This is a genomic window from Spirillospora sp. NPDC127506, assembly GCF_040302145.1.
Taxonomy (GTDB): Bacteria; Actinomycetota; Actinomycetes; order Streptosporangiales; family Streptosporangiaceae; genus Spirillospora.
In genome coordinates this window covers 1-24,072 of record NZ_JBEORG010000025.1, presented here as the reverse complement: position 1 = coordinate 24,072, position 24,072 = coordinate 1, and the positions used below count along the sequence as shown (strand labels likewise).

Genomic DNA, 24,072 nt, shown 5'->3' with positions numbered 1-24,072 from the left:
CGCGGGGCCTGCGGCGCGCCGCGGTGCGCGGGATGCGCCGCGGCGGCCGATGAGGTGCCCCGGCGGCCCGGCGACCGAGGCCGGGCCGCCGGGGCGGCGCCTTACGCGATCACGGGAACCGCTGGTAGGCCGGGGTGGTGAGGAACTCCGAGTACTCGTCCGCCAGGGTGACCTCCTTGAAGAGGGCCACGGCCTCGTTGTAGCGGGGCTCGTTGTACGCCTCGCCGAGCTCGGCGCGGATCTTGCCGAGCTCCTCGTCCAGGAGCTGCTCGACCCACTCCTTGGTGATCTTCCTGCCCTCGGCGGTGGAGACGCCGTTGTAGATCCACTGCCACACCTGGGAGCGGGAGATCTCGGCCGTGGCCGCGTCCTCCATCAGGTTGTGGATCGCGACCGCGCCGGCGCCGTCCAGCCAGGTGGCGAGGTAGCGCAGCGCCACGTCGATGTTGTTGCGCAGGCCCGCCTCGGTGATCTCGCCCGGGGTGTCCTTGACGTTGAGCAGGTCGGCCGCGGTGACGTCGACGTCCTCGCGGAGCCGGTCGAGCTGGTTCGGCTTGTCGCCGAGGACGCCGTCGAACACCTCGCGGCAGACCGGGACCAGGTCGGGGTGGGCGACCCAGGAGCCGTCGAAGCCGTCGCCGGACTCGCGGGTCTTGTCGGCGCGGACCTTCTCCAGCGCGACCTTGTTGACCTCCTCGTCCCGGCGGGACGGGATGAACGCCGCCATGCCGCCGATCGCGTGCGCGCCGCGCTTGTGGCACGTCCGGACGAGCAGCTCGGTGTAGGCGCGCATGAACGGCGCGGTCATCGTGATGGCGTTGCGCTCCGGCAGGACGAACGCGGCGCCCCGGTCGCGGAACTTCTTGATGACGGAGAAGAGGTAGTCCCAGCGGCCGGCGTTCAGGCCCGCGGAGTGGTCGCGCAGCTCGTAGAGGATCTCCTCCATCTCGAACGCGGCGGGGATCGTCTCGATCAGGACGGTCGCGCGGATGGTGCCGCGCGGGATGCCCAGGTGGTCCTGGGCGAGGTTGAACGCGTCGTTCCAGAGCCGCGCCTCAAGGTGGCTCTCCATCTTCGGCAGGTAGTAGTACGGCCCCTTGCCCTTGGCCAGCTGGCGCCGCGCCGAGTGGAAGAAGTAGAGGCCGAAGTCGAACAGCGACCCGGACATGGGCTCGCCGTCGACGAGGAGGTGCTTCTCCTCCATGTGCCAGCCGCGCGGCCGCACGACGATGGTCGCGAGCTCCTCGTCGTCCTTGAGCGCGTAGGTCTTGCCGGTCTTCTCGTCGGTGAAGTCGATGGTGCGGTCGAGGGCGTCCCGCAGGTTCAGCTGGCCCTCGATCATGTTGTTCCACAGCGGCGTGTTGGCGTCCTCGAAGTCGGCCAGCCACACCTTCGCGCCCGAGTTGAGCGCGTTGATCGTCATCTTCCGGTCGGTCGGGCCGGTGATCTCGACGCGGCGGTCCACCAGGCCGGGCGCCGGGTCGGCGACGCGCCACGAGCCGTCCTCGCGGATGTGCGCGGTCTCGGGCAGGAAGTCCAGCGTCCCGCCCGCCGACAGCTCGCGCTGGCGCGCGGCGCGGGCCTCCAGCAGCTCCTTGCGGCGGGCGCCCAGCTCGCGCTGGAGGGCGGCGAGCAGGCCGAGCGCCTCGGGGGTCAGGATCTCCTCGTACCGATCGCCGAGGGGTCCGGTGACCTCGATGCCTTCCAGTCCAGCCATCTGCCTGCCCTTTCGTACGATTTCCGTATCGCGAAATTCGACTTCTGTTACGTGGAGACGGTACTCGGCACCGCGAGGCCCGGTCAAAGCGGGTACCGGTGCACCTCCCCGCGTGCGCTTACGTCAACCCAGAGCGGAAACCATGGGGATAACCGGGTGACCCGCGGGGAAGGTGCGTGAGACCATCGCCGGGAAGATACGGCCGCGAGGCGGCGTTCTACCGAGGACATATGACTCAACCTTTCTCTTCAGACCAGACAGACTTCGAGCTCCAGGACGAGTTCGAGTACGAGCCCATGACGGGTGAGCTCGACCTGGAGGACCGGCGGGCGCTGCGACGCGTCGCGGGCCTGTCCACCGAGCTGACCGACGTCACCGAGGTCGAGTACCGCGCGCTGCGCCTGGAGCGGGTCGTCCTCGTGGGCGTGTGGACGGACGGGACGGCCGAGGAGGCCGAGAACTCCCTGCGCGAGCTGGCGCTGCTCGCCGAGACCGCGGGCTCGCAGGTGCTCGAGGGGCTCGTCCAGCGCCGGTCCCGCCCCGACCCGGCCACCTACATCGGCTCCGGCAAGGCCGCGGAGCTGCGCGACGTCGTGATCTCCACCGGCGCCGACACCGTCATCTGCGACGGCGAACTGGCCCCGAGCCAGCTGCGGCACCTGGAGGAGACCGTCCAGGTCAAGGTCATCGACCGGACCGCGCTGATCCTGGACATCTTCGCCCAGCACGCCAAGAGCCGCGAGGGCAAGGCGCAGGTCGAGCTGGCGCAGCTCGACTACCTGCTGCCGCGGCTGCGCGGCTGGGGCGGCAACCTGTCCCGGCAGGTCGGCGGGCGCGCCGCGGGCGGCGTCGGCATCGGCGGCCGCGGCCCCGGCGAGACCAAGATCGAGCTGGACCGGCGGCGGATCCGCACCCGGATGGCCAAGCTGCGCCGGCAGATCGCCGAGATGTCCAAGGCGCGCGACACCAAGCGCGGCGAGCGCCGGCGCAACCAGGTGCCCGCCGTCGCCATCGCCGGCTACACCAACGCGGGCAAGTCGTCGCTGCTCAACCGGCTCACCGGCGCCGGGGTGCTGGTGGAGAACGCGCTGTTCGCCACCCTCGACCCGACCGTCCGGCGCGCCGAGACGCCCGGCGGCCGCGCCTACACCCTCGCCGACACCGTCGGGTTCGTGCGGCACCTGCCGCACCAGCTCGTCGAGGCGTTCCGGTCGACGCTGGAGGAGGTCACCGACGCCGGGCTGATCCTGCACGTCGTGGACGGCTCCGACCCCGACCCCGAGGCCCAGATCGACGCCGTCCGCGAAGTGCTCCGCGAGATCGGCGCGGACCGGATCCCGGAGATCATCGTCATCAACAAGGCGGACGCGGCCGACGACCTCGCGCTCGCGCGGCTGCAGCGGCGCGAGCCGCACAGCGTCGTCGTCTCCGCCCGCACCGGGTTCGGCATCGACGAGCTGCGCGCGGCCATCGAGGCCGACCTGCCGGGGCTGGAGAGCGAGCTGCACGTCCTCGTCCCGTACGAGCGCGGCGACCTCGTCGCCCAGGTGCACGAGCGCGGCGAGGTGCTCAAGCAGGACCACGTCGCGGAGGGCACGGTCCTGCACGCGCGGGTCCCGGCGGGCCTCGCCGGCGAGCTCGCGCAGTACGAGACCGTCTCCCCGACGGCCTGACCCCTTCCGGCGGCCCGAAACCGGCCCGGTCTCCGGGGAAACCCGGAGGCCGGGCGTTCACCGCGGCCCGGATCGCGCCCCTCGGACACGACCGAAACCGGCAGAAGGGCCATCTCGGTCGCCGAACGGTGACAGCTTGTCCAATCCGCTTGACGGTGCGGTTGAAATCCGTACGGTCATAGAGCTAGGGGCGGGGTGATGGCTGTCGATGCGCTGCGACGAAAGGTTGTCGGACGGGCCTTCGGTGCACTACCGTGACGAAACCGATATCTCCGGTCTCGTTGCCAGCGGTGGTCGTCCGGCCACCCGACCCTCCAACGGTGAGCTTGATCGCCGGCACCCAGTCGGTGTTTCGGATCGAGAGCAGGTGGCCATGGCAGGTCCGAACACTGGAATGAGGGCGGGCGGCCCCCTCCAGCGCCATCCCGCGCGGCACCGCGCACGGCTCCTCTCAGGTCGGTGACCCTATGACGGTACGGCTGTTGACGAACATCGGCAGGCTCTGGACGGGCACCGACGTCTGCAGCAACGCCGCGGTCCTCATCCACGACGACCGGATCGTCTGGGCCGGGCCCGCATCCGACCTCCCGCAGAGCGTCCCCGGCATCATCGACGACATCGTGGACGTCGACCACGTCGAGAACCTCGGCGGCGGCCTCGTCACCCCCGGCCTCATCGACGCGCACTCCCACCCCGTCTACGCGGGCAACCGCTGGGCCGAACTGGCCATGCGCACCAGCGGGTCGTCGCACTCCGCCATCACCGCGGCGGGCGGCGGCGTCAACTCGACCGTCACCGTCACCCGCGGCACCGACCCCTGGACGCTGTGCAACGGCGTCCGCGAACGGCTCCGCCAGTGGATCCTCGCCGGCACCACCACCGTCGAGGCCAAGACCGGCTACCACCTCACCCGCGACGGCGAGCTCGCCGACATCCGGATGCTGCGGTCGCTGGAGGGCGAGCCGTCCATGCCGCGCATCCACGCGACGTTCCTCGCCGCGCACATCCTGCCGCCCGAGTTCTTCGGCCGCCGCCGCGACTACATCGAGGCCGTCCGGCTGTGGGCCGGCGACGCCGCCGTCGCCGGCGCCGACTCGATCGACGTCTACTGCGACGAGGGCCACTTCACCGCCGAGGAGGCCCGCGCCCTGCTGCTCACCGGCAAGCGCGCCGGGCTGAAGGCCCGCATGCACGCCTGCGCCAACGAGCGCATCGGCGCGGCGCAGGTCGCCGCCGAGGTCGGCTGCGCGTCCGCCGACCTGCTCACCCAGGCCAGCGACGACGACATCAAGGCCCTCGCGCACGCCGGCGTCACCGCCACCGTCTGCCCCGGCAGCGCCCTGAACAGCAGCCGCTCGCCCGCGCCCGTCCGGCAGATGCTCGACCGCGGCGTCACCGTCGCGCTCGGCACCGACCACAACCCCGGGCAGTGCGGCATCACCTCGATGCCGCTCGTCATCGGGCTGTCCGTCGCCATGTTCGGGCTCAGCGTCACCGAGGCGCTGCGCGCCGCCACCCTCGGCGGCGCCGCCGCGCTGCGCGTCGGCGACCGCGGCTCCCTCGCCCCCGGCATGCTCGCCGACATCGTCCTGTGGGACGCCGACCACGAGGGCGCGTTCGCGTGGGCGTTCGGGCTCCGGGCGCTGCGCATCTGGCGCGGCGGCGTGCCCGTCCAGCCCTGACGCGCCTCCCCGGCGGCGGGTAGGGTCGCCACCATGGGCAGTGCGGTCGCGGTCGTCACGGATTCCACCGCCTACCTCCCCGCCGGGCTCGCCGGACGGCACGGGCTGACCGTCGTCCCGCTGCAGATCGCCGTCGGCGGCGCCACCCGCGACGAAGGCGACATCAGCGCCGCCGAGGCCGCGCAGGCGCTGAAGGAATGGCGCCCCATCACCACGTCGCGCCCGGCGCCCGAACGCTTCGCCGACGTCTACAAGGCCGCCGCCTCGTCCGGAGCGGCCCACGTCGTCTCCGTGCACCTGTCGGCCGCCCTGTCCGGGACCGTCGAGGCCGCCCGCCTCGCCGCCCGCGACGCGCCCGTGCCCGTGACCGTCGTCGACACCGGCACCATCGGGATGGGGCTCGGTTTCGCCGCGCTCTCCGCGGCCGCCGCCGCCCTCGCCGGCGGCACCGCCGAGCAGGCCGCCTCCGCCGCGTCCCGCCGGGCGGAACTCACCCGGTCCCTCATCTACGTCGACACCCTTGAGCACCTGCGGCGCGGCGGCCGGATCGGCGCCGCCGCGACGCTCCTGGGGTCGGCGCTCATGGTGAAGCCGCTCCTGGACATCGCCGACGGGCGGATAGCGCCGCTGGAGAAGGTGCGCACGTCCACGCGCGCGCTGGCCCGGCTCGAAGAGCTGGCCGTCGCCGAGGCCGGCGACCGCAAGGTCGACCTGGGCGTCCAGCACCTGTTCGCCTCGTCCCGCGCCGAAACGCTCGCCGCGCGCCTGCGCGAACGCATCCCCCGCGTGGAGGACGTCTACGTCGGCGAGGTGGGCCCGGTCATCGGCGCCCACGTCGGCCCCGGCATGCTCGGCGTCGTGGTGGCGCCCCAGCTCTGACGGGTCAGGCCGTGAGGAGCCGGCGGAGAGCGGCCGGTGGGTGGCCCGTCTCCGCCTTCACCGTCCGGGTGAGGTGCGCGTGGTCGGCGAAACCGAGATCGGCGGCAAGGCCCGCCAGGTCGCGCTCGCCCCGCTCGATGCGGTCGAGCGCGCGGCTCACCCGGACCCGGTTGCGGTAGCGGGTGACGGACATGCCGGTCTGGCGGCGGAACGTCCGGCTCAGGTGGGACGGCGAGACGTCCAGGAACCGCGCCAGCGGGACGAGCCCGGACGCCTGGGGATGGCCGCTGACGATGGCCTCGCGGGCCTCGTCCACCAGTGCGCGACGCGTTCCCCGCGCGTCGTCCAGGCTCAGGTGGTCGAGCAGGCTCAGCAGGTGTTCGGCCGCCTGGTAGGCGGCGTCGGGACCGGCGCGCAGGAGGAGGCGATGGGCGACGTCCGCGCGCGCCCCGACCCTGACCATGCCGGACTCTCCACGCCATAGATCGGGGGAGAGGGTGATGGCGGTGCACACGTCACCGCCCGCGGGGTGCGCGAACTGGCCCTCCTCGTCCGGAGCCTGCGCGTAGCCCATCGTGGGGTCGATCACCGCGCGTCCCCGGCGCGAGCGCATGCGGAACCGTCCCCGCCTGACCAGGACGACCTGGTGGCCGGTGAACGGCTCCGGTTCCGACCAGCCGGGCCGGTGATCCGTGCAGCGCACCGTGTGGACGGCGAAATCGTCCGTCACGGCCACAGGCGTCGACTGGCGCATGGTCGCCATCGTACGCAGGACAAACATCTTCAAGCGTTCCCGGCGGCCTCGATGGAGACTCGCCGAATGGTCGGACGATGGCTGCTGGTGGTCCTGCTCGCAGGGCAGACGATGGTCTCGATGGACGGCTCCATCGTGGCGGTGGCGATGCCCAACATCGCGGAGGGGCTGCATTCGTCTGGGGCGCTGCTGCAACTCGTCACGGGCGGATACAGCTTCGCCCTGGCCGTACTGGTCGTCACGGGCGCGCGCCTGGGGGACAAGTGCGGATACCGCGCGATGTTCTTCTTCGGGCTGTTCGGATTCACCGCCGCGTCCCTGGCGTGCGGGCTGGCACCGAACGGCGCCGTGCTCGTCGCCGCGAGGGTGTGCCAGGGCGCGTCGGCCGCGATGCTGCTGCCGCAGGTGCTCTCCCTCATCCAGTTGGCTTTCGACGGGACCGCCCGAGCACGTGCGCTCGGGCTCTATTCGATGGTCCTGGCGCTGGGGGTCGCCTTGGGGCAGGTCATGGGAGGGGTCATCGTGACCCTCGGCGGGAGCTGGCGCCCCATCTTCCTGGTCAACGTCCCCATCGGCGCACTGCTGCTCGTCATAGGGCCGCGGGTGATGCCTCCGGAACCTACGAAGGAAACGCGTCTGGACCTCGTGGGCGTGGCGCTGCTCTCGTGCGGGATGGCCGCGTTCGTGGTGCCGCTCGTGCTCGGGAGGGAACAGCACTGGCCTGTCTGGACATGGCCGTCCCTGGCGGTCGGCTGCGCCCTGCTGGGGGTGTTCTGCGCTTACGAGCTGAGGGCGGCGTCTCCGCTGCTGGACCTCTCCGTGTTCCGGAGCCCGTCCGTCCGGCCCGGCCTGTTCGCCGCCTGCTCGGTGATGGGCGCCTACGCGGGGTTCCTGTTCACGCTCGCGCTGTATCTGCAGGACGTCCTCGGCTTCTCACCGCTGCGGGCCGGGCTCACGTTCGTCCCGTACACGATGGGGTTCGCCACCGTGGGCCTGGGCTGGACCCGCTTTCCGCTGCGGACGAAGCTTCCCTCGGCCGGCCTGCTGTCCTTCGCCATCGCCGTCTTGGTCTTGGCCGTCCTGACTGAGAACGGCTGGCCGGCGCTGCTCTCGGTTCCGCTCCTGTACGTCGCGGGCGCGGGGCACGCCGCCGGGTTCAGCCCGCTCGTCGACCGCGTCGCGGGTGCGGTGGGGCCTGCGAGGGCATCGGCGGTCTCCGCGCTGACGAACACCGGCGCGCTGCTGGCGAACGTCCTCGCGATCGCCGTGTTCGGCGGCGTGTACCTCTCCGACCCGGACTCGCTGCGGCGCGTCACGGTGCTCATCGCCGGCCTCCTGGTGCCGGCCGCTGCCGCCGCCCGCACCGCCACGGGGCGCCACTGACGCAGAGTTATCCACAATTGCTCAACGTGCCGCGACGGGGCGCCGCGCCTCCCTAGCGTCGGACGGCATGAGACCCGACCCGCACGACCGCCTGCACACCTTGATGGGACGGCTGAAGCCGCCCTCCCCGCCGTCCGACGCGCCCCCGGCCGCCCGCTTACGCGCGACGCCCGACCGGTCCCACGTCCGGACGCTCGTCCTCATCGGCGTGGTCGCGGCCCTGGTGGCCGCGGGCTACCTGTGGCTCGCGCGCCCGCGCCCGCAGGCGTCCGCGGCCCCGATGGCGAGCGCCGCGCTCACCGACCCGCGGCCCACCGCGTCCGCGGCCCCGGCGGCGGCGTCCTCGGTGGTCGTCCACGTCCTCGGCAAGGTCAGGCACCCGGGTGTGGTCACGCTGCCGTCCGGGTCCCGGGTCGCCGAAGCGATCAAGGCGGCCGGGGGCGTCCGCCGGGGCGCCGGGACCGGCACGCTCAACCTCGCCCGCAAGCTGGTGGACGGCGAACAGATCCCGGTCGGCGTCCCGCGCCCCACGCCCGCGCCGGCACCCGCCGCGTCCGCCTCCGGGGCGCCCGGCACACCGCTCGACCTGAACACCGCCACCCCCGACCAGCTCGACGACCTCCCCGGCGTGGGCCCCGTGCTCGCCCAGCGCATCGTCGCCTACCGCACCCAGCACGGCGGTTTCCGCTCGGTCGAGCAACTCCAGGAGGTCAGCGGCATAGGCGCCCACCGGTTCGCCGACCTGAAACCCATGGTCCGCGTGTGACCCGCGACATCCGCCTGCTGATCCCCGCCCTCGCCACCTGGCTGACGGCCGGCGTGACCTTGGGCCTCTCCCCGAAACTCACCTACGCGCTGGCGGGCACCGCAGCCCTGGCCTCCTTCTTCCTCCTGACTTCCCGCCGCAGCCCCGGCGAAGAACGTACGGATGCGGGATCGGGCGGGCGGTGCCGTCGTGACCGGGGCGGCGGTGGGCCGAGCGGGCGGCGGATCGTCGTCGGAGTCATGCTGGCGTGCGCGGCGGCGTCGGCGTGCGGGGTGGCGCTCCGGGCGACGGCCGTGGCCGGCGGTCCGGTGCACGACCTCGCACGCACCGGACGGTTCGCGACGGCCGAGGCGGTGGTGACCGGCGATCCGCAGGAGAAACCCGGCCACGCCCGACGCATGATCATTGTTCGCGCGCGGGCGGAGGCGGTGCGGCATGCCGAGGTCCGCGTCCCGGTGCTGCTCATCGCGGCCGACCCGCGCTGGCTGCGCCTCATCCCCAGCCAGCGGGTGCGGCTGCGCGGGCGGTTCGTGCGGCCCGAGGGCGGCGGTCTCCTCGCCGCGGTCGTGATCGTCCGGGGGCCGCCCGACGTCCTCGGTCCGCCGTCCGCGCCGCAGCGCGCCGCCGAGCGCGTGCGGGCGAAGCTGCGGGCGGCCGTGGACCGCCTGCCGCCCGACCGGCGCGGAGTCCTGCCCGCCATGGTCGTCGGCGACACCTCCCGCCTCGACCCCGCGCTCGCGGCGGATTTCCGCACCGCGGGGCTCACCCATCTCCTCGTCGTCTCCGGAGCGAACCTGGCGATCGTCGTCGGCGCGGTGGCCGGGCTGTGCCGCCTCACCGGCCTCGGCCGCCGCCGCGCCCCGCCCGTGGCCGTCGTCGCGGTGGCGGCCTTCGTCCTCGTCGCGCGGCCGGAACCGAGCGTCCTGCGGGCGGCGGTCATGGGCCTCATCGGCCTGCTGGCGCTGTTCACCGGCCGGGAACGCCAGGGGCTTCCCGCGCTGGCGGCCGCCGTCCTGCTCCTCGTCCTGATCGATCCCGGGCTCGCGCGCTCGTACGGGTTCGCGCTCTCGGTCCTCGCGACGGCCGGGCTGCTGGTCCTGGCGCCGCCGTGGCGGGAACGGCTCTCCCGCCGGCTGCCCGGTCCCCTCGCCGACGCCCTCGCCGTCACGGCCGCCGCCGAGGTCGCGGTGGCGCCGGTCCTGGTGATGCTCTCCGGCGAGGTGGGCGTGGTGTCCGTCTTCGCGAACCTGCTGGCCGCGCCCGCCGTCGCCCCCGCGACCCTCCTCGGCGCGCTCGGCACCGTGACGGCCCTCGTCTCGCTGCCCCTCGCCCGGCTGATCGTGTGGCCCGCCGGCCTCGCCGTCGGCTGGATCATCCGGGTCGCCCGCACCGCCGCCGCGCTGCCCTACGCGACCCTCCCCTGGACGGGCGGAGCCCTCGGCGCCGCGACCCTCCTCGCGGCCGGCGCGGCAGCGGTCCTGATCCTGCGCAGCCGCCGCCTCCGCGTGATCGCTGCCGCCGCCATGACCGGCGTACTGGCCGGCGTCATCGCCATGCGCGCGCTGTCGCCCGGCTGGCCGCCCCCCGGCTGGCAGATGGTCGCCTGCGACGTCGGACAAGGCGACGCACTGGCGCTGTCCGCCGGCCCGGGCCGGGCCGTCGTCATCGACACCGGCCCGGAGCCGGGCCCGGTCGATCGCTGCCTGCGGCGTCTCCACGTGACGGACGTCCCGCTCCTGATCCTGACCCACCCGCACGCCGACCACATCAACGGCACGTCCGGCGTCCGCCGCCACCGCACGGTCCACCAGGTCCTCACGACCCCTGCCACCTCGGGCCGCGAGGCCCGCTACACCTCGGGCCTCAGTTCCCGCCCCGCCGAACCGGGCCAGCGATGGCGCATCGGCGACCTGACGCTCTCGATCCTGGCCCCGCTCGGCCCCGCCCGACCCCTCTCACCGGAGGACGACGGCACCGCGATCAACAATGCGAGCGTCGTCCTCGTCGCCCGCAAACCAGGCTTCAGCGCCCTCCTCGCAGGCGACATCGAAACGGACGCCCAACGCGCCCTGGAAGCGGCCGTTCCCCGCGTCGACGTCCTGAAAGTCCCGCATCACGGCTCGCGCAGCCAGGACCCGGGCTTCCTGGCCGCCGCGCACGCCGCCATCTCGCTGATCTCAGTCGGCGAACACAACGACTACGGCCACCCCTCACCCGCGACCCTCGCCCTCCTGCGCCGCCTCCACACCCAAATCCACCGCACCGACCAGGAAGGAGACATAGCCATAGTCCGCACCGCAACCACCATCACAGCTATCACCCGCAACTGACCGCCCCCAACGCGCCATCAACAACCCGACGTGCCTACAGGGGCGCCGGGGCCGGCACGCTCAACCTCGCCCGCAAGCTGGTGGACGGCGTGACCTTGGGTCTCTCCCCGAAACTCACCTACGCGCTGGCGGGCACCGCAACCCTGGCGTCCCTCTACCTCCTGACTTCCCGCCGTTCTCGACCAGTGGGTGGGCGGGATCGATGATGTGGAGGTGGGTGTCGAACACTCGCCGGCTTATCGACGGGCTCCGACCTGCGGGTGCGGCAGCCGACTCACGAAGCGGTCGTGGTTGACCACGCCACGCCGGTGGCTGCCGGTGCTGATCACGGCGTGATCGTCACGGGCGGTGACGCCGAAGGTCAGGGCTCGTCCCTCGACGCCGGTCAGCGTGACCTCGATGGTCACGGTCGACCCCGGGACGGTCGGCGCCTGATGGGAGAGGTCGACGTGGGTGCCCAGGGTGATCTCGCCGTCCTCGAGGTGACCCTTCACCGTCTCGATGCAGGCCCACTCCACGATCCCGACCAGGTAGCCGGTGGCCAGTACGTGCGGCATGGCGGCGAAGTCGCCTGATTCGGGCAGCAGGTGCGGCACCGTGCGGGTCGCCGGAACGACGTAGGTCATCGTGTGGGTCAGTCCGGGCTGCAGGGTCTCTTTCAACGGTTCTCCTCGGCGGGTACGGGCAGGGGCAGGGCGGGCGCGGCGGCGATGAGCGCCGCGGCGGTGCGGCGGGCGTCCTGGATGGCCGTGGTGTCGCCGGTGGTGACGACGCGGGCGTTCGCGCCGTCGATCAGCAGTGCCAGGGTCGAGCCCCACCACGGTGGGTCGGGCAGCCCGTCTTCCTCGGCCAGGTCGGTCAGCACCGTACGAAGCCAGGCCTTGTACTCCGCGATGACCTGGCGCGCAGGGTGCTCGGGGTCGGGCAGCTCGGCGGCGGCGTTGGTGAACGGACACCCGCGGAACCCCGGTTTGGCGTGGCCGATGGCGAACCAGTCGAACAACCGCAGGACCTGGCTCGCGGGTGGATCGACGGCGTCCGCCAGATACGCGCCGATTGCTTGTTGCCGCTGCTCGCGGCGACGATCCAGGACGGCAGCGATCAAGCCCGCCTTCGAGCCGAACTGCGCGTACAAGGTCGGCTTGGAGACCCCGGACTCCTCGACCACACGATCGACGCCGATGGCGCCGATCCCCTCCGCGTAGAAGAGCGCCGCGGCCACCTCCAGGATTCGCTCGCCGCTCATCGACCACTTCGACACGCGGGTTAACTTACAGGTCTGTAAACCGCAGTACAAGAGCGGGTCGGCTCGCAGTCGGGAGGAGGTCTCACAGTGGCCGCCGGGGTCCGGCGGTGTTCAGCCATCAGCCCACGCTGTCATCTGCAGCACGGCGGCGTAGGCTTTCAGGCACTCCCGATCGCTCTGCTTCGAGCTGGCCGACGTGCACTGGCGGCATGCCGGCCGGCGGGACGAAGCGCTGCGGGAGATACAGGGTCGGTCGGGCGCGCACAGCGCCGATCCGCGGGGCCCGACCCCCGACTGCCGCCGCGTCCAGGACGCCCCTACTCGATGAGCCGGGATGGCCCAGGACCCGGGTCCCTCTACCGGCTGCGGCGGGAGCCTCCGGACGCGGCACGCGGAGGGCGTCACGGTGCTGCTCGGCGGTACTGAGCCCGTCCTGGGGCGTGGCATGCTGCTGGTGTGGCGGTCGAGTCGGTTGTGCTGGTGATCGGGGACGAAGAGCTGCTCGTGGAGCGGGCGATCGGGGAGGTCGTCGCGTCCGCGCGGGCGGAGGATCCGGAGGTGGAGGTCATCGACCTGGCGCCCGGGGGGCTTGAGCCGGGGCGGATCTCGGAGTTGACGTCGCCGTCGCTGTTCGGGGGCGGGAAGGTGCTCGTCATCCGGTCGGCGCAGGATCTGGGGAAGGACCTGACGGCCGAGGTGCTCAAGTACGCCGGGAACCCGGCGGAAGAAGTCGTGCTGGTGGCGGTCCATCCCGGTGGGGCCAAGGGGAAGGCGCTGGTGGACGGGCTCACCAAGCTCAAGGCGCGCAAGATCTCGTGTCCCAAGGTGACGAAGGCGGGGGAGCGGGTCGACTTCGTGCGGGCCGAGATCCGCCGGGCGGGCGGGAAGATCTCCGCGGACGGGGCGCGGGGGCTGATCGACGCGGTGGGGAACGACCTGCGGGAGCTGGCGTCCGCGTGCAGCCAGCTGGTCGCCGACACCGGTGGGAAGATCGACGACGCCGCGGTCGCCCGGTACTACCGGGGGCGCGCGGAGGTCAGCGGGTTCACGGTGGCGGACAAGGCCATCGAGGGGCGGCTCGCCGAGGCGCTGGAGCAGCTCCGGTGGGCGCTCGCCACGGGCGTCGCGCCGGTGCTGATCGTCAGCGCGCTCGCCCAGGGGGTGCGGGGGCTGGCGAAGGTCGGCGGCGCGCCGAGAGGAGCGCGGGGCGCGGCGCTGGCGAAGGAGCTGGGCATGCCGCCGTGGAAGATCGACCGGGTGCAGAAGCAGCTGAGAGGCTGGTCCGGGGACGGGGTCGCGCGGGCGCTCGCGGCCGTCGCCGAAGCCGACGAGCAGGTCAAGGGCGGCGCCGCCGACCCCGCGTACGCGCTGGAGAAGACCGTCGCCGCCATCGTCGCCGCCCGGGGCTGACCGCATCGGCTGTGCGACGACGGGGCCGTGAGCGGGGCGCCGGTTCGGCGCCGTGCGGGTCTCCCGGATGGCGCGGGTCGGGTCGGACGGTCCGGAAGGGCCGAGGCCGTCCGACCGGGAACGCTACGACAATCCCGCCGCCTGCGGCGCCGGCCGAGGGGCATCGGCGCCAGGCGGCGTCACTGCTCGGCCTTGGCCTTCAGGCCGTTGGCCTCCATGGTCACGTAGCGGCGGCTCAAACGGCCCGTCAGCAGGCCGATCAGCGGGGCCAGAGGACCCTTCTGGTCGAGGGTCAGGCGAGCGGTCACGCCCTTCTCGTTCGGGACGATGTCGTGCGCGGCCGTGGTGGTGACGCCGGGCGACCGGGACTCCCAGGTGAAGGTCTCGTTCTCCTTGAAAGCGGTGACCGTCCACACGGCGGCGGGCAGCTTCGGCTGGTGGACGCGCGCCCGGCTGGAAAGGCCGAACGGCTTGTCGAGAACTTCGACGCGGTCGATCGAATCGGTCATCTCGGGCCACCGCTCGACGTCCTTCAGGAGGTTCCAGACGGTCTCGGGGGTGGCGTCTATGTCAACTGAGATCTCGAAATGCACGGTGTACTCCTCACAGCTCTGCGGACGGCGGACAGAAGGTCGGCGACCAGGGGGTCGTCCGCCCGGCCCGGCAGATGCAGAGCGTAGTAGGGGACGGCGGGCAGGTCGATGATCTCGCGCGCGGTCAGGCCGGGCGGCGGGGGGACGCAGCCGTTCACCACGGCCAGGCCGATCCGCAGCGAGGCGAAGTGGAGCATGAGCGGCCAGCCCTCGGCCTCGACCGCGAGCGACCAGGGGACCTCGGCGGCGCGCAGCGCGCGCTCCAGCGTGACGCGGTGCGGGCCGGCCGGCGGCGGGACGATGAGGCTCGTCCCCGCGAGGTCGGCGAGGGCGAGGCGCGGCTCGGCGGCCAGGGGATGGTCGTCCGGCATGACGAGGGTCTGCGGGTAGGACGCGAGCAGCTCGGTCTCCACGTCGGACGGCAGCACGTCCAGGACGGCGACGCCCACGTCGGCGCGGCCGGTGCGGACGGCGGCGAGGGTGCGGGCGCGGTCGCCGTTGATCAGGCGGACCCCCGGGCGGACGGCGTCGCCGAGCAGGTACAGGTAGGCGCCCTCCCCGGCGGCGAGCACGGGCGCGCGGGACGCGGCCGTGCCGCCGACCTCGGCGAGGAACGCCGCCACGCGGGCGTCGAGGTCGCGGGCGAAACGGGCGACCTGCTCGCCGGCCGGGGTCAGGGCCAGGCGGCGCCCGTGCCTGGTGTAGAGCGGGCGGCCGAGGGTCTCGGCGAGTTTCCGCACCTTGACGTGGAGGGCGGGCTGCGAGATGTGGAGCTCGTCGGCGGCGCGGGTGAAGTTGAGGTGGTCTGCGAAGACGGCGAACGAGGCGAGCGCGTCCGTGGAGAGGCGGCTCAAATCCATAGATACGAACTATAGCTGGAGTGGCTATTAATAGTTCTGCTTTAGGGATGGGGGGTCGAGAGTTGAGGCATGGACATCGAACCTCGGCTCGGCATCGACTTCGGCCGCGTCATTCACGGGGGACTTCTGGCCCCGGGCGACGATGACACTGCCTTCCTGGACGGAAGCTTCGAAGAGGCGCTCGCGTCGCCGGCGACCGAAGGCGTCTACGAAGTGCTGCCCGGGCTCATCGAGGCTTTCGAAGGGCGCGCCTGGATCATCTCCAAATGCGGTGACCGCATACGGGAAAGGACCCTGGCGTGGCTCGACCACCACGACTTCTACGCCAGGACGGGCCTGCCCAGGACGAACGTCCGGTTCTGCCGGAAGCGGGCGGAGAAGGCGCGGCACTGCGCCGAACTCGGCATCACCCACATGATCGACGACCGGCTGGACGTGCACCGGGCCATCCGCGGGATCGTGCCCCACCGGTACCTGTTCGGGCCGCGCGGAGGCCCGGACTGGGTGCGGCACGTGCCCGACTGGGCGGCCGCCGAGGTCATTCGCGAAGATATTCCGGCGGGACGGACCCGGCCAGCCACACGCCGTTCGCGCTGACCCGGAACTCGTGCCCGTCGGCGGCCATCCGCCCGGATTCGACGGTGAGGACGACCGGCCGGCCGCGGCGGGCGCCGACGCGCCGGGCCGTCTCGCGGTCGGGGGAGAGGTGGACGGCGTGCCGGTCCATCGGCTGCAGCCCCTCGCGCAGGATCGCGTCCACGGAGCGGCCGGCGGTGCCGTGGTAGAGGAACTCCGGCGGAGGCACGGCGGGCAGGTTCAGCTCGACCGGGATCGAGTGCCCCTGGACGGCCCGTATCCGGTCGCCGTCCAGTTCATAGCGCTTCTTGTCGTTGGCCTCCACCACGTGCTCCAGTTCGGAGCGGGTGAAGGCGAAACCGTGCCGTGAGGCGGCGGCGAGCAGTTCGGCGACGTCCGCCCAGCCCTCCGGCGAAAGGGAGAGACCGATCCGCTCGGGGCGGTGCCGCAGGTGCTTGGCGAGATACTTGGAGATCTTCACCATGCGGCGTTCGTCCATGGACATCGGCCCCGGAAATGCGTCGGAGCCGGCGCGCATGCGGCCGGCCCCGGGCGTGCGGTGGTTACTCGGACTGCAGGGCGGCGGCCTGCTTGGCGATCGCCGACTTGCGGTTGGCGGCCTGGTTCTTGTGGATGACGCCCTTGCTGACGGCCTTGTCCAGCTTGCGCGCGGCGAGGCGCTGCGCGGCGATCGCGTCGTCGACGTTGCCGGCCTCGGCGGCCTCGCGGAACTTGCGGATCGCCGTCTTCAGCTCGGACTTGACGGCCTTGTTGCGCAGGCGGGCCTTCTCGTTCTGCTTGTTGCGCTTGATCTGGGACTTGATGTTAGCCACGTCGTAGTGCCTCAGCTTGGTAGCGATCCACGCCTGCTCACCGGCAGGCTCCAACGGAATGTCTGAACGGGGGCGGACGGTGCCCCCCGGGCACGACGCTACGCCACACGCAGTCGCACAGCTTACCAATCACCGGTGCCCGCCCCAAACCGGGCCGTGCACGGAGCACCGCGCCCGGCATGGGACTATGGAAGCACATCCATCCATGCCCACCAGTGAGTTTTGCGAACGGACCCCGGTGCCAGCGCCTCAGCCCGACAAGACCGATCCCGCGATCATCCGCAACTTCTGCATCATCGCGCACATCGACCACGGCAAGTCGACTCTCGCGGACCGGATGCTGCAGCTGACGGGTGTGGTCGAGGAGCGCCGGATGCGCGCCCAGTACCTCGACCGCATGGACATCGAGCGTGAGCGCGGCATCACGATCAAGAGCCAAGCCGTCCGGCTGCCCTGGACGTCCGGCGGCGTCGACCACGTCCTGAACCTGATCGACACCCCCGGGCACGTCGACTTCTCCTACGAGGTGTCGCGGTCGCTGGCGGCGTGCGAGGGCGCGGTCCTGCTGGTGGACGCCGCGCAGGGCATCGAGGCGCAGACGCTCGCGAACCTGTACCTGGCGCTGGAGGCCGACCTGCACCTCATCCCGGTGCTGAACAAGATCGACCTCCCGGCGGCGCAGCCGGACAAGTACGCCGAGGAGCTGGCCGGGATCATCGGCTGCGACCCGTCGGACGTGCTGCGCGTGTCGGGCAAGACCGGCGAGGGCGTCCGCGAGCTGCTCGACAAGATCGTCGAGGAGGTGCCGGCGCCGGTCGGCGACCCGGACGGTCCCGCCCGCGCGCTGATCTTCGACTCGGTGTACGACACCTACCGGGGCGTCGTCACCTACGTGCGGATCGTGGACGGGCACCTGTCCCGCCGCGAGAAGAGCCTGATGATGTCGACCGGGGCCGCGCACGAGACGCTGGAGGTCGGCGTGATCTCCCCCGAGCCGGAGCCCGTGCAGGGCCTCGGCGTCGGCGAGGTCGGCTACCTGATCACCGGGGTGAAGGACGTCCGGCAGGCGCGGGTCGGCGACACCGTGACCGGCGCGTCCCGCCCGGCGCCCGAGCCGCTCGGCGGCTACCGCGACCCGAAGCCGATGGTGTTCTCCGGCCTGTACCCGGTGGACGGAGACCAGTACCCGGAGCTGCGGGACGCGCTCGACAAGCTGCGCCTGAACGACGCCGCGCTGGTCTACGAGCCGGAGACGTCGGCGGCGCTCGGGTTCGGGTTCCGCTGCGGGTTCCTCGGCCTGCTGCACATGGAGATCGTCCGGGAGCGGCTGGAGCGCGAGTTCGACCTCTCGCTGATCTCGACCGCGCCGAACGTCGTGTACCGGGTGGTCATGGAGGACGGGACGGAGCACACCGTCACCAACCCCAGCGAGTTCCCCGAGGGCAAGGTCGGCGCGGTGTACGAGCCGGTCGTGAAGGCGACGCTGCTGTCCCCGGCCGAGCACATCGGCGCGATCATGGAGCTGTGCCAGGGCCGCCGCGGCGCGCTGCTCGGCATGGACTACCTCTCGGAGGACCGCGTCGAGATCCGCTACACGCTGCCGCTCGCCGAGATCATCTTCGACTTCTTCGACCAGCTGAAGTCGCGGACCCGCGGCTACGCCTCGCTCGACTACGAGCCCAGCGGCGAGCAGGAGGCCGACCTCGTGAAGGTCGACATCCTGCTGCAGGGCGAGTCGGTGGACGCGTTCAGCCAGATCGTCCACCGCGACAAGGCCCGCGAGTACGGGCTGATGATGACCTCGAAGCTGAAGGAGCTCATCCCGAGGCAGCAGTACGAGGTGCCCATCCAGGCGGCGATCGGCGCCCGGATCATCGCCCGGGAGAACATCCGCGCGATCCGCAAGGACGTCCTCGCCAAGTGCTACGGCGGCGACATCTCCCGCAAGCGCAAGCTCCTGGAGAAGCAGAAGGAGGGCAAGAAGCGCATGAAGACCATCGGGCGGGTGGACGTCCCGCAGGAGGCCTTCGTCGCCGCCCTCTCCACGGGGGGCGGCGACGCCGACAAGGGCAGGAAGTAGTAGCGCCGGCCCGGCGCGGCCCTACTTCAGGATGGGCCACGCCACCACGGCCGGTACGCGGCGGAACTCGCCTCGGTTGGCGGCCCGTCCCGCGTAGACGAGGAAGAACATCACGGCGGCCGTGAACAGCAGCGGCACCCAGATGAAGAAGTCGACGAGCAGGGACAGCGGCCCGAACACGAACCACACGGTGATCGCGGCGATGCCCATGTTGAGGCCCTGCGCGGCGTGCCGCCGGACGAACGGCGAGCCGGGCTTGCCGAAGAAGACGATGGCCGGTGCGACCGCGCCGACGAGGAACTGGCCCACGTACGCCATGAGCGACCACGTCCGGTCGTCGTGGCTGACGGGCCCGTAGTGTCCGGGCATCTGGGCGGTGCGCCCGCCCTGCTGGGGCTGCTGCCAGGCCGCGCCGGGCTGCTGCCGGGGCTGCTGCCAGGCGTTGCCGGGCTGCTGCCAGGGGGCCTGCTGCGGCTGCCGTCCGGGCTGCTGCCCTCGGCCGGGCGACGGGGGAGGCCCGTAGGCCATGGCGGACGTCCTCTCCTCTAGTTCGCTGTGCGAGCTATTGCGCGAAGTGTATGACGCTTTCGACGCCTGAAGAGTTCGGACGGGTTCCCCGCGGCCGCCCGCCCCGTGGCCGTTTCGCGCCACCGGGGCGGGGCCGCCTCGTCAGGGCCGCCAGATCACCGCGGACGGGTTCGCGGGTGTGAGCGTGACCGAGCCCGTCCACGCGACGGACGACGGCCGCGGCAGGTACGACTCGTCCAGGAAGAACGCCCGGTTCACGGACGTGACCGTCACCGCCGCGCCGTTGTCCCCGAACCCGGTCGGGGTGCGGACGGCCTCGATGCTCGCGATGTCGGAGATCCGCGCCCCCTCAGGCAGCTCGACGGTGGTGGCGACGGCGCCGTCACGGTCGATCGCCCAGGCCGGCTCGCCGTGGTCGGACCGGTACGGCTTCGACGGGTCGGACTTCAGCCGGACCCCGAGCGCCACACCCGGCGCCGACCCCCACCCGGTGGCCGCGCCGGTCGTCTTGGCGAACTCCGCGAAAAGGTACGTGCGCGGGTCGCCGACCGCCCGCGTCGCCGGGTCGGACGGGCTCTCGATCTTCCCCTCCCGCACCATCTCCTGCGCCGCGACCCGGTACGTCCACGGCTCGCGGTCCATGACGACCTCGCGGGCGCGGCCCTCCGGCCGGGTCTGGGACGCGTCGAGGAGGAAGCGCAGCGGCGGATCCGGCGAGATCACGTCGCACATGTTGTTGTTGGACGTGCACGTCTGCAGCACCGGGTGGTCGCCCTCGTAGCGGCCGGTGAACTTGAGCGTGAGGTGCAGGGGCGCCTGGTAAACGGCGGTTCCGTCGACCCGGTTCCCGGACGCGTCCACCTCGACGCGGTAGACCCATTCGATGTCGGCGGTCCGGCCCCAGCGGGCCATCAGCGCGGGCGTGTCGGTGCCGCCGTCCTCGTTGCTCCACACCACCGAGTACTCGATGACGCGGTGCCCGGGCGTGGCGGCGGCCCGCGTCTCGTGCCAGGCGATGAGCGGGGTGTCGGTGACGGCGTTCTGGTAGGGGTCGCCGAAGGGCCAGCCCGTCCGGCCGACGACGATCGGCGCGTGGCGGAGGGCGACCGCGTCCGACACCCGCACCGCGGTGCGGCGCAGGGTGACGCTGCGCGCGGCGGGCGCGCCGCCCTCCGCGAAGCGGATCGCCACCTTGTGGCGGCCCTTCCCGACGTGCCCGAGCCCGAGGCTCCGCGGGATCGGGTCGGACGAGGGGACCACGAGGTCGGTCACGTGGCGTCCGTCCACCGCGACCGACACGACGGCGGATTCGGCGCCCTCGCTGACCCACGAGACGCCCGGGGCGGACGCGGCGAAGGAGATCACGGCCTCCCCGGCGCGGCGGGCGGTGAACGCCAGCGACGCGGCGGGCCCGCCGCGGTGGACGGTGATCGCGCCGGACGCGGCGGCGTGGGCGGGCGGGGCGGCGAGGGCGAGGGGAGCGCCGGCGAGGGCGGCGAGCACGGCATGACGCGCACGGCTTCTCATGATCAGGGAAGCTAGGGCGGCCGGGTCGCGTTCCGGTGACGGCGCGGTCGCCCGCCGGTGTCGGCTCCGTGAGGCGCCCCGCCTCAGACGCGGCTGCGGTGCGGGACGCGGAGCGCCGCGCGGCCCGCCGGCTGCTGCAGCGACACGGCCGTGAACCGCTCCGCCTCGCCGGGCCGGTCGGGTCCGTACAGCGTGAGGCCGGACGCCGCCAGCCGGACCGCCCGGCCCCGCCGGACGACGTCGTGCCCCAGTTCCCGCAGCAGCGCGACGACGTCCCGGGCGGGCTCGTCGAGCAGGTCGACGCCGTCCAGCCGGAACCGCATCTCCGGGTTGCCGCTCCAGCCGGGCGACCGCTTCCCGCAGATCTCCGCGAGCCGCTCCACGCCGTCCTCGCCGCGGTCGGTGGACAGCGCGAGCGTCCCGCGCCCCACCCGCACGCTGCGGTGGTCGGCCCACCCGCACAGCAGCGACGCCTTCGGCGGGCGGGTGCCGCAGCGCTCGGCGACCGCGGCGAGCGTCGTCCACGCGTCGGCGGCCCGGGTGGAGAACAGCAGGCTCGCGTCCGGCAGCAGCGCCCCGCGCCCCGGCTCCAGCGTGATCACGAACGGCGCGACCCGGCCGGGGAACCGCGCCGGATCGGCCTCCCGCAGCGTGACCAGGCCCTCCCACTCCACGGGCTCGTCCACCGCGAACCAGGTGATCACGGCCTCCACGCCGAGGGCCCGGAACGTCGCGTCGGTCAGCCGCTCGGCGACCGCCTCCCGCAGCCCCTCGGCCGTCTCGGCGAGCCGGCGCCGCCACCACGGGGGCTCGGGATCGCCGTCCGCGCCCGTCGACCAGCGCGTCCCCGCGCCGGGGAAGTCCGAACGCCGCTCGCCGCCGGCGGCGTCGACCACCACGCAGTGCCAGCCGTCCGGCCCGCCCCGCAGCAGCACCCGCGCCGGCGCGCGTCCCCGCTCGTCCGCACCCTCGTCCACCATCCCGACGACATTATCCACCCAAGAGGGTCGGCACGCTCCATTCCGGCCGCCCGGCGGGTGGTTTCCCGACGACACGGCGGGGGTTGCTCGACCTCGGCGCGTATGTCGGTACGGTCGGAGACGGCGGCCAGACGGTCCCGACCCGACCTCCCGGAGGTAGCGCGTGACCCACCCCGAGCAGGTTCTGCGTTCCGCGAAGGAGCGGGAGACGGTGAACGGCGCCGTCCGCGCGCTGCGCTCCGCCGCCCCGGACGGCTGGGAGCGGCTCGACTTCGAGTTCCGCGCGACCGTCGGCATCGACAGCGCGTCGTTCGAGGTCGAGGACGCCGACGGCGGGCGGCGCACCGCGATCCCGCCCGGCCAGGCCATCGGCAGGATGGACGAGCTGCGCCGCGTCATGTACCGGAACGGCAAGGGCGCCTGGTTCACCGCGCGCCTCCGGATCGAGCGCTCGGGCCGCTTCAGCGCCGAGTTCGACTACGACGGGGAGCCGGAGTTCACCCCGCCCCTCACCCCGTCCGCCTACGCCCTCGACCTCGACCGCTTCCCCCGCTCCGAGGCCCACATCCCCGACTGGCTGCGGGCGAAGCTCGACGAGGTCTGAGGCAGACTCGAAGGGTGCCATCCACGCTGCCCGACGGCGACCCCGTCCCCTCCGACGGCGCCCTGCCCGCCAGCGCCCTGCAGGGCCTGGGGGACCGCCCCTTCGCCTTCTACGTCCATGTGCCCTTCTGCGTGACGCGCTGCGGGTACTGCGACTTCAACACCTACACGGCGACGGAGCTGGGCCCCGGCGCGAGCCGCGACTCCTATGCCGACACCGCCATCAGCGAGGTGCGGATGGCCCGGCGCGTCCTCGGGGACGCCGATCTCGCCGTCGAGACGGTCTTCGTGGGCGGCGGCACGCCCACCCTGCTTCCGCCGGACGACCTGGGCCGCGTCCTGGCGGCCATCGACGCCGAGTTCGGGCTCGCCGAGGACGCCGAGGTCACCACTGAGGCGAACCCCGAATCGGTGGACGAGCCCTACCTGGCCGAGCTCCGCGAGGCCGGTTTCACCCGGATCTCCTACGGCATGCAGAGCGCGCGCGAGCACGTCCTGGCGGTCCTGGAGCGCACCCACACCCCCGGCCGCGTCCCCCAAGTGGTCGAGTGGACGCGCAAGGCGGGCTTCGAGCACATCAACCTCGACCTCATCTACGGCACACCGGGGGAGACCGACGACGACTGGAGGGCCTCCCTGGAAGCAGCGCTGAACGCCGAACCCGACCACGTGTCGGCGTACGCGCTCATCGTCGAAGAGGGGACCCGCCTCGCCGCCCAAGTGCGACGCGGCGAACTCACGCCCCCCGACGACGACGCCATGGCCGACCGCTACCTCATCGCCGACGAGATGCTCACCGCCCACGGCCTGCGCTGGTACGAGATCTCCAACTGGGCCGCCGACCCCACCGCCGCCTGCCGCCACAACATGCTCTATTGGACGGGCGCCGACTGGTGGGGCGTCGGCCCGGGGGCGCACAGCCACGTCGGCGGAACCCGCTGGTGGAACGTCAAGCACCCCGCCGCCTACGCATCCCGCCTGGCCGAAGGCACCACCCCGGCGCACGCCAGAGAGATCCTGACGGACGAAGACCGCCGCATCGAACGCATCATGCTCGAACTGCGCCTGGCCCAGGGCTGTCCCACCGCCCTCCTAGACGACAAGGCAGTACGCAAGGCGATCGAAGAGAACCTCCTGGAAGAGGCCCCCTACACCGAAGGCAGAGCCGTCCTAACCCAACGAGGCCGCCTACTGGCCGACGCGGTAGTCCGAGACCTGACCTGAACCAATAGGCCACTGCGAGGCGCGCCGGCCGTTCACTTGCGGCGTGTTACCCCTATGGGCCCGCCGGGAGGGGCGACACGCCGCAAGTCAACCTCAGCCACCGTGCGGCGTGTTGGCCGTTCAGTTGCGGCGTGTTGCCCTTTTGGGGCTGCTGGGAGGGGCAACATGCCGCAAGTCAATCTCAGCCGCCGCGCCACGGGCAGGCACGCGGAGGGCGCTCTAGCGCCCGGAGCGGGCATGCCCGCGCGACGCAGGCGACCGCAGCGACGCCGCGCACGCCCGTCACAGGCACGACAGACCGCAACAGCGGCGCGAGGATCGCCTGCGTCGCTGACGGGATGCTTCTATGGTTGTCAAGCGGTGGCGGGTGGAGCGTTGTGTGTTGTGTTTGTGCTGGTGAGGGCTTTGAAGAGTTCGCGGGCGAGGTA

General features: G+C 72.5%; 22 protein-coding genes and 1 pseudogene. 12 read left to right on the top strand and 11 right to left on the bottom strand.

Annotation, left to right across the window (positions count from 1 at the left end; translation table 11 throughout):
• Positions 1–109: 109 nt before the first annotated feature.
• Positions 110–1,717 carry a malate synthase A gene (gene aceB, locus ABTW95_RS22825; protein ID WP_500227329.1) on the bottom strand — a complete coding sequence of 536 codons (1,608 nt, stop codon included), beginning with the start codon at positions 1,715–1,717 and terminating at the stop codon, positions 110–112.
• Between the two features lie 230 nt (positions 1,718–1,947).
• Here aceB and hflX point away from each other — a divergent pair, with 230 nt between their 5' ends.
• The 3 genes from hflX to ABTW95_RS22810 all read left to right on the top strand — a co-directional run bounded on the left by hflX (position 1,948) and on the right by ABTW95_RS22810 (position 5,951).
• On the top strand, positions 1,948–3,390 hold the full coding sequence (hflX, locus tag ABTW95_RS22820) for a GTPase HflX (RefSeq protein ID WP_500227328.1): 1,443 nt from the start codon (positions 1,948–1,950) through the stop codon (positions 3,388–3,390).
• 467 nt (positions 3,391–3,857) lie between these two features.
• Entirely contained in the window at positions 3,858–5,072 is a 1,215-nt protein-coding gene (hutI, locus tag ABTW95_RS22815; RefSeq protein WP_396445226.1) for an imidazolonepropionase, read from the top strand.
• 33 nt (positions 5,073–5,105) lie between these two features.
• Positions 5,106–5,951, top strand: coding sequence for a DegV family protein (locus tag ABTW95_RS22810; RefSeq protein WP_396445225.1), 846 nt, complete (start codon positions 5,106–5,108; stop codon positions 5,949–5,951).
• Between the two features lie 4 nt (positions 5,952–5,955).
• On the opposite strand, the gene ABTW95_RS22805 is transcribed toward ABTW95_RS22810, so the two are convergent.
• Complete coding sequence (locus ABTW95_RS22805) at positions 5,956–6,705, bottom strand: helix-turn-helix domain-containing protein (RefSeq protein ID WP_500227327.1); 750 nt, start codon at positions 6,703–6,705, stop codon at positions 5,956–5,958.
• A gap of 66 nt (positions 6,706–6,771) precedes the next feature.
• Between ABTW95_RS22805 and ABTW95_RS22800 the strand changes: the two genes are divergently transcribed.
• The 3 genes from ABTW95_RS22800 to ABTW95_RS22790 all read left to right on the top strand — a co-directional run bounded on the left by ABTW95_RS22800 (position 6,772) and on the right by ABTW95_RS22790 (position 11,184).
• A complete protein-coding gene (locus ABTW95_RS22800; RefSeq protein ID WP_500227326.1) occupies positions 6,772–8,088 on the top strand; it encodes an MFS transporter in 1,317 nt (438 codons plus the stop codon).
• A gap of 67 nt (positions 8,089–8,155) precedes the next feature.
• Positions 8,156–8,854, top strand: a complete 699-nt coding sequence (locus tag ABTW95_RS22795) for a ComEA family DNA-binding protein (protein ID WP_396445222.1) — start codon at positions 8,156–8,158, stop codon at positions 8,852–8,854.
• Positions 8,851–11,184 carry a ComEC/Rec2 family competence protein gene (locus tag ABTW95_RS22790; protein WP_500227325.1) on the top strand — a complete coding sequence of 778 codons (2,334 nt, stop codon included), beginning with the start codon at positions 8,851–8,853 and terminating at the stop codon, positions 11,182–11,184. The genes ABTW95_RS22795 and ABTW95_RS22790 overlap by 4 nt, the downstream gene beginning before the upstream one ends.
• Before the next feature lie 236 nt (positions 11,185–11,420).
• Here ABTW95_RS22790 and ABTW95_RS22785 read toward each other — a convergent pair whose 3' ends face one another.
• Together ABTW95_RS22785 and ABTW95_RS22780 are read right to left on the bottom strand one after the other, a co-directional pair.
• Positions 11,421–11,846, bottom strand: a complete 426-nt coding sequence (locus tag ABTW95_RS22785) for a thioesterase family protein (RefSeq protein ID WP_500227324.1) — start codon at positions 11,844–11,846, stop codon at positions 11,421–11,423.
• Positions 11,843–12,445 (bottom strand): TetR/AcrR family transcriptional regulator, encoded by a 603-nt coding sequence (locus ABTW95_RS22780; protein ID WP_396445219.1) that lies wholly within the window; start codon positions 12,443–12,445, stop codon positions 11,843–11,845. The genes ABTW95_RS22785 and ABTW95_RS22780 overlap by 4 nt, the downstream gene beginning before the upstream one ends.
• A 441-nt stretch (positions 12,446–12,886) precedes the next feature.
• Here ABTW95_RS22780 and holA point away from each other — a divergent pair, with 441 nt between their 5' ends.
• Both holA and ABTW95_RS22770 read left to right on the top strand, forming a co-directional pair.
• On the top strand, positions 12,887–13,840 hold the full coding sequence (gene holA, locus ABTW95_RS22775; RefSeq protein ID WP_396445218.1) for a DNA polymerase III subunit delta: 954 nt from the start codon (positions 12,887–12,889) through the stop codon (positions 13,838–13,840).
• Between the two features lie 43 nt (positions 13,841–13,883).
• Positions 13,884–13,949, top strand: a pseudogene (locus tag ABTW95_RS22770) (DUF5954 family protein); the annotation flags it as partial.
• A gap of 70 nt (positions 13,950–14,019) precedes the next feature.
• Here the strand turns inward: ABTW95_RS22770 and ABTW95_RS22765 are convergent.
• Positions 14,020–14,433: an SRPBCC family protein gene (locus ABTW95_RS22765; protein WP_396445217.1), complete on the bottom strand. Its 414-nt coding sequence runs from the start codon at positions 14,431–14,433 to the stop codon at positions 14,020–14,022.
• Positions 14,406–15,293: a LysR family transcriptional regulator gene (locus ABTW95_RS22760; protein ID WP_500227323.1), complete on the bottom strand. Its 888-nt coding sequence runs from the start codon at positions 15,291–15,293 to the stop codon at positions 14,406–14,408. The genes ABTW95_RS22765 and ABTW95_RS22760 overlap by 28 nt, the downstream gene beginning before the upstream one ends.
• A 69-nt stretch (positions 15,294–15,362) precedes the next feature.
• Here ABTW95_RS22760 and ABTW95_RS22755 point away from each other — a divergent pair, with 69 nt between their 5' ends.
• Complete coding sequence (locus ABTW95_RS22755; RefSeq protein WP_500227322.1) at positions 15,363–15,890, top strand: hypothetical protein; 528 nt, start codon at positions 15,363–15,365, stop codon at positions 15,888–15,890.
• On the opposite strand, the gene ABTW95_RS22750 is transcribed toward ABTW95_RS22755, so the two are convergent.
• Entirely contained in the window at positions 15,832–16,368 is a 537-nt protein-coding gene (locus ABTW95_RS22750; RefSeq protein WP_500227321.1) for an RNA 2'-phosphotransferase, read from the bottom strand. The two genes, ABTW95_RS22755 and ABTW95_RS22750, sit on opposite strands and share 59 nt — an antisense overlap.
• Positions 16,369–16,432: 64 nt before the next feature.
• Positions 16,433–16,702, bottom strand: a complete 270-nt coding sequence (rpsT, locus tag ABTW95_RS22745) for a 30S ribosomal protein S20 (RefSeq protein WP_396445214.1) — start codon at positions 16,700–16,702, stop codon at positions 16,433–16,435.
• A gap of 205 nt (positions 16,703–16,907) precedes the next feature.
• Here rpsT and lepA point away from each other — a divergent pair, with 205 nt between their 5' ends.
• Positions 16,908–18,782 carry a translation elongation factor 4 gene (gene lepA, locus ABTW95_RS22740; RefSeq protein ID WP_396445213.1) on the top strand — a complete coding sequence of 625 codons (1,875 nt, stop codon included), beginning with the start codon at positions 16,908–16,910 and terminating at the stop codon, positions 18,780–18,782.
• 21 nt (positions 18,783–18,803) lie between these two features.
• Here lepA and ABTW95_RS22735 read toward each other — a convergent pair whose 3' ends face one another.
• The 3 genes from ABTW95_RS22735 to ABTW95_RS22725 form a co-directional block, all read right to left on the bottom strand.
• Complete coding sequence (locus ABTW95_RS22735; RefSeq protein WP_396445212.1) at positions 18,804–19,310, bottom strand: DUF4870 domain-containing protein; 507 nt, start codon at positions 19,308–19,310, stop codon at positions 18,804–18,806.
• Between the two features lie 141 nt (positions 19,311–19,451).
• Entirely contained in the window at positions 19,452–20,837 is a 1,386-nt protein-coding gene (locus tag ABTW95_RS22730; RefSeq protein WP_500227320.1) for a hypothetical protein, read from the bottom strand.
• Between the two features lie 83 nt (positions 20,838–20,920).
• Positions 20,921–21,817, bottom strand: a complete 897-nt coding sequence (locus ABTW95_RS22725; RefSeq protein WP_396445210.1) for a hypothetical protein — start codon at positions 21,815–21,817, stop codon at positions 20,921–20,923.
• 163 nt (positions 21,818–21,980) lie between these two features.
• Here ABTW95_RS22725 and ABTW95_RS22720 point away from each other — a divergent pair, with 163 nt between their 5' ends.
• Together ABTW95_RS22720 and hemW are read left to right on the top strand one after the other, a co-directional pair.
• The gene (locus ABTW95_RS22720; RefSeq protein WP_396445209.1) at positions 21,981–22,421 is read left to right on the top strand and encodes an antitoxin YezG family protein; all 441 of its coding nucleotides are present in this window, start codon (positions 21,981–21,983) and stop codon (positions 22,419–22,421) included.
• Between the two features lie 14 nt (positions 22,422–22,435).
• Positions 22,436–23,644 carry a radical SAM family heme chaperone HemW gene (gene hemW / locus ABTW95_RS22715; protein WP_500227319.1) on the top strand — a complete coding sequence of 403 codons (1,209 nt, stop codon included), beginning with the start codon at positions 22,436–22,438 and terminating at the stop codon, positions 23,642–23,644.
• The last annotated feature ends 428 nt before the right edge of the window (positions 23,645–24,072 follow it).

Coding starts and splice junctions, on each gene's coding strand:
- aceB (WP_500227329.1), bottom strand. CDS start 1,717: ATGGCTGGACTGGAAGGCATCGAGGTCACCGGACCCCTCGGCGATCGG.
- hflX (WP_500227328.1), top strand. CDS start 1,948: ATGACTCAACCTTTCTCTTCAGACCAGACAGACTTCGAGCTCCAGGAC.
- hutI (WP_396445226.1), top strand. CDS start 3,858: ATGACGGTACGGCTGTTGACGAACATCGGCAGGCTCTGGACGGGCACC.
- ABTW95_RS22810 (WP_396445225.1), top strand. CDS start 5,106: ATGGGCAGTGCGGTCGCGGTCGTCACGGATTCCACCGCCTACCTCCCC.
- ABTW95_RS22805 (WP_500227327.1), bottom strand. CDS start 6,705: ATGCGCCAGTCGACGCCTGTGGCCGTGACGGACGATTTCGCCGTCCAC.
- ABTW95_RS22800 (WP_500227326.1), top strand. CDS start 6,772: ATGGTCGGACGATGGCTGCTGGTGGTCCTGCTCGCAGGGCAGACGATG.
- ABTW95_RS22795 (WP_396445222.1), top strand. CDS start 8,156: ATGAGACCCGACCCGCACGACCGCCTGCACACCTTGATGGGACGGCTG.
- ABTW95_RS22760 (WP_500227323.1), bottom strand. CDS start 15,293: ATGGATTTGAGCCGCCTCTCCACGGACGCGCTCGCCTCGTTCGCCGTC.
- ABTW95_RS22755 (WP_500227322.1), top strand. CDS start 15,363: ATGGACATCGAACCTCGGCTCGGCATCGACTTCGGCCGCGTCATTCAC.
- ABTW95_RS22750 (WP_500227321.1), bottom strand. CDS start 16,368: ATGGACGAACGCCGCATGGTGAAGATCTCCAAGTATCTCGCCAAGCAC.
- lepA (WP_396445213.1), top strand. CDS start 16,908: ATGCCCACCAGTGAGTTTTGCGAACGGACCCCGGTGCCAGCGCCTCAG.
- ABTW95_RS22735 (WP_396445212.1), bottom strand. CDS start 19,310: ATGGCCTACGGGCCTCCCCCGTCGCCCGGCCGAGGGCAGCAGCCCGGA.
- ABTW95_RS22730 (WP_500227320.1), bottom strand. CDS start 20,837: ATGAGAAGCCGTGCGCGTCATGCCGTGCTCGCCGCCCTCGCCGGCGCT.
- ABTW95_RS22725 (WP_396445210.1), bottom strand. CDS start 21,817: ATGGTGGACGAGGGTGCGGACGAGCGGGGACGCGCGCCGGCGCGGGTG.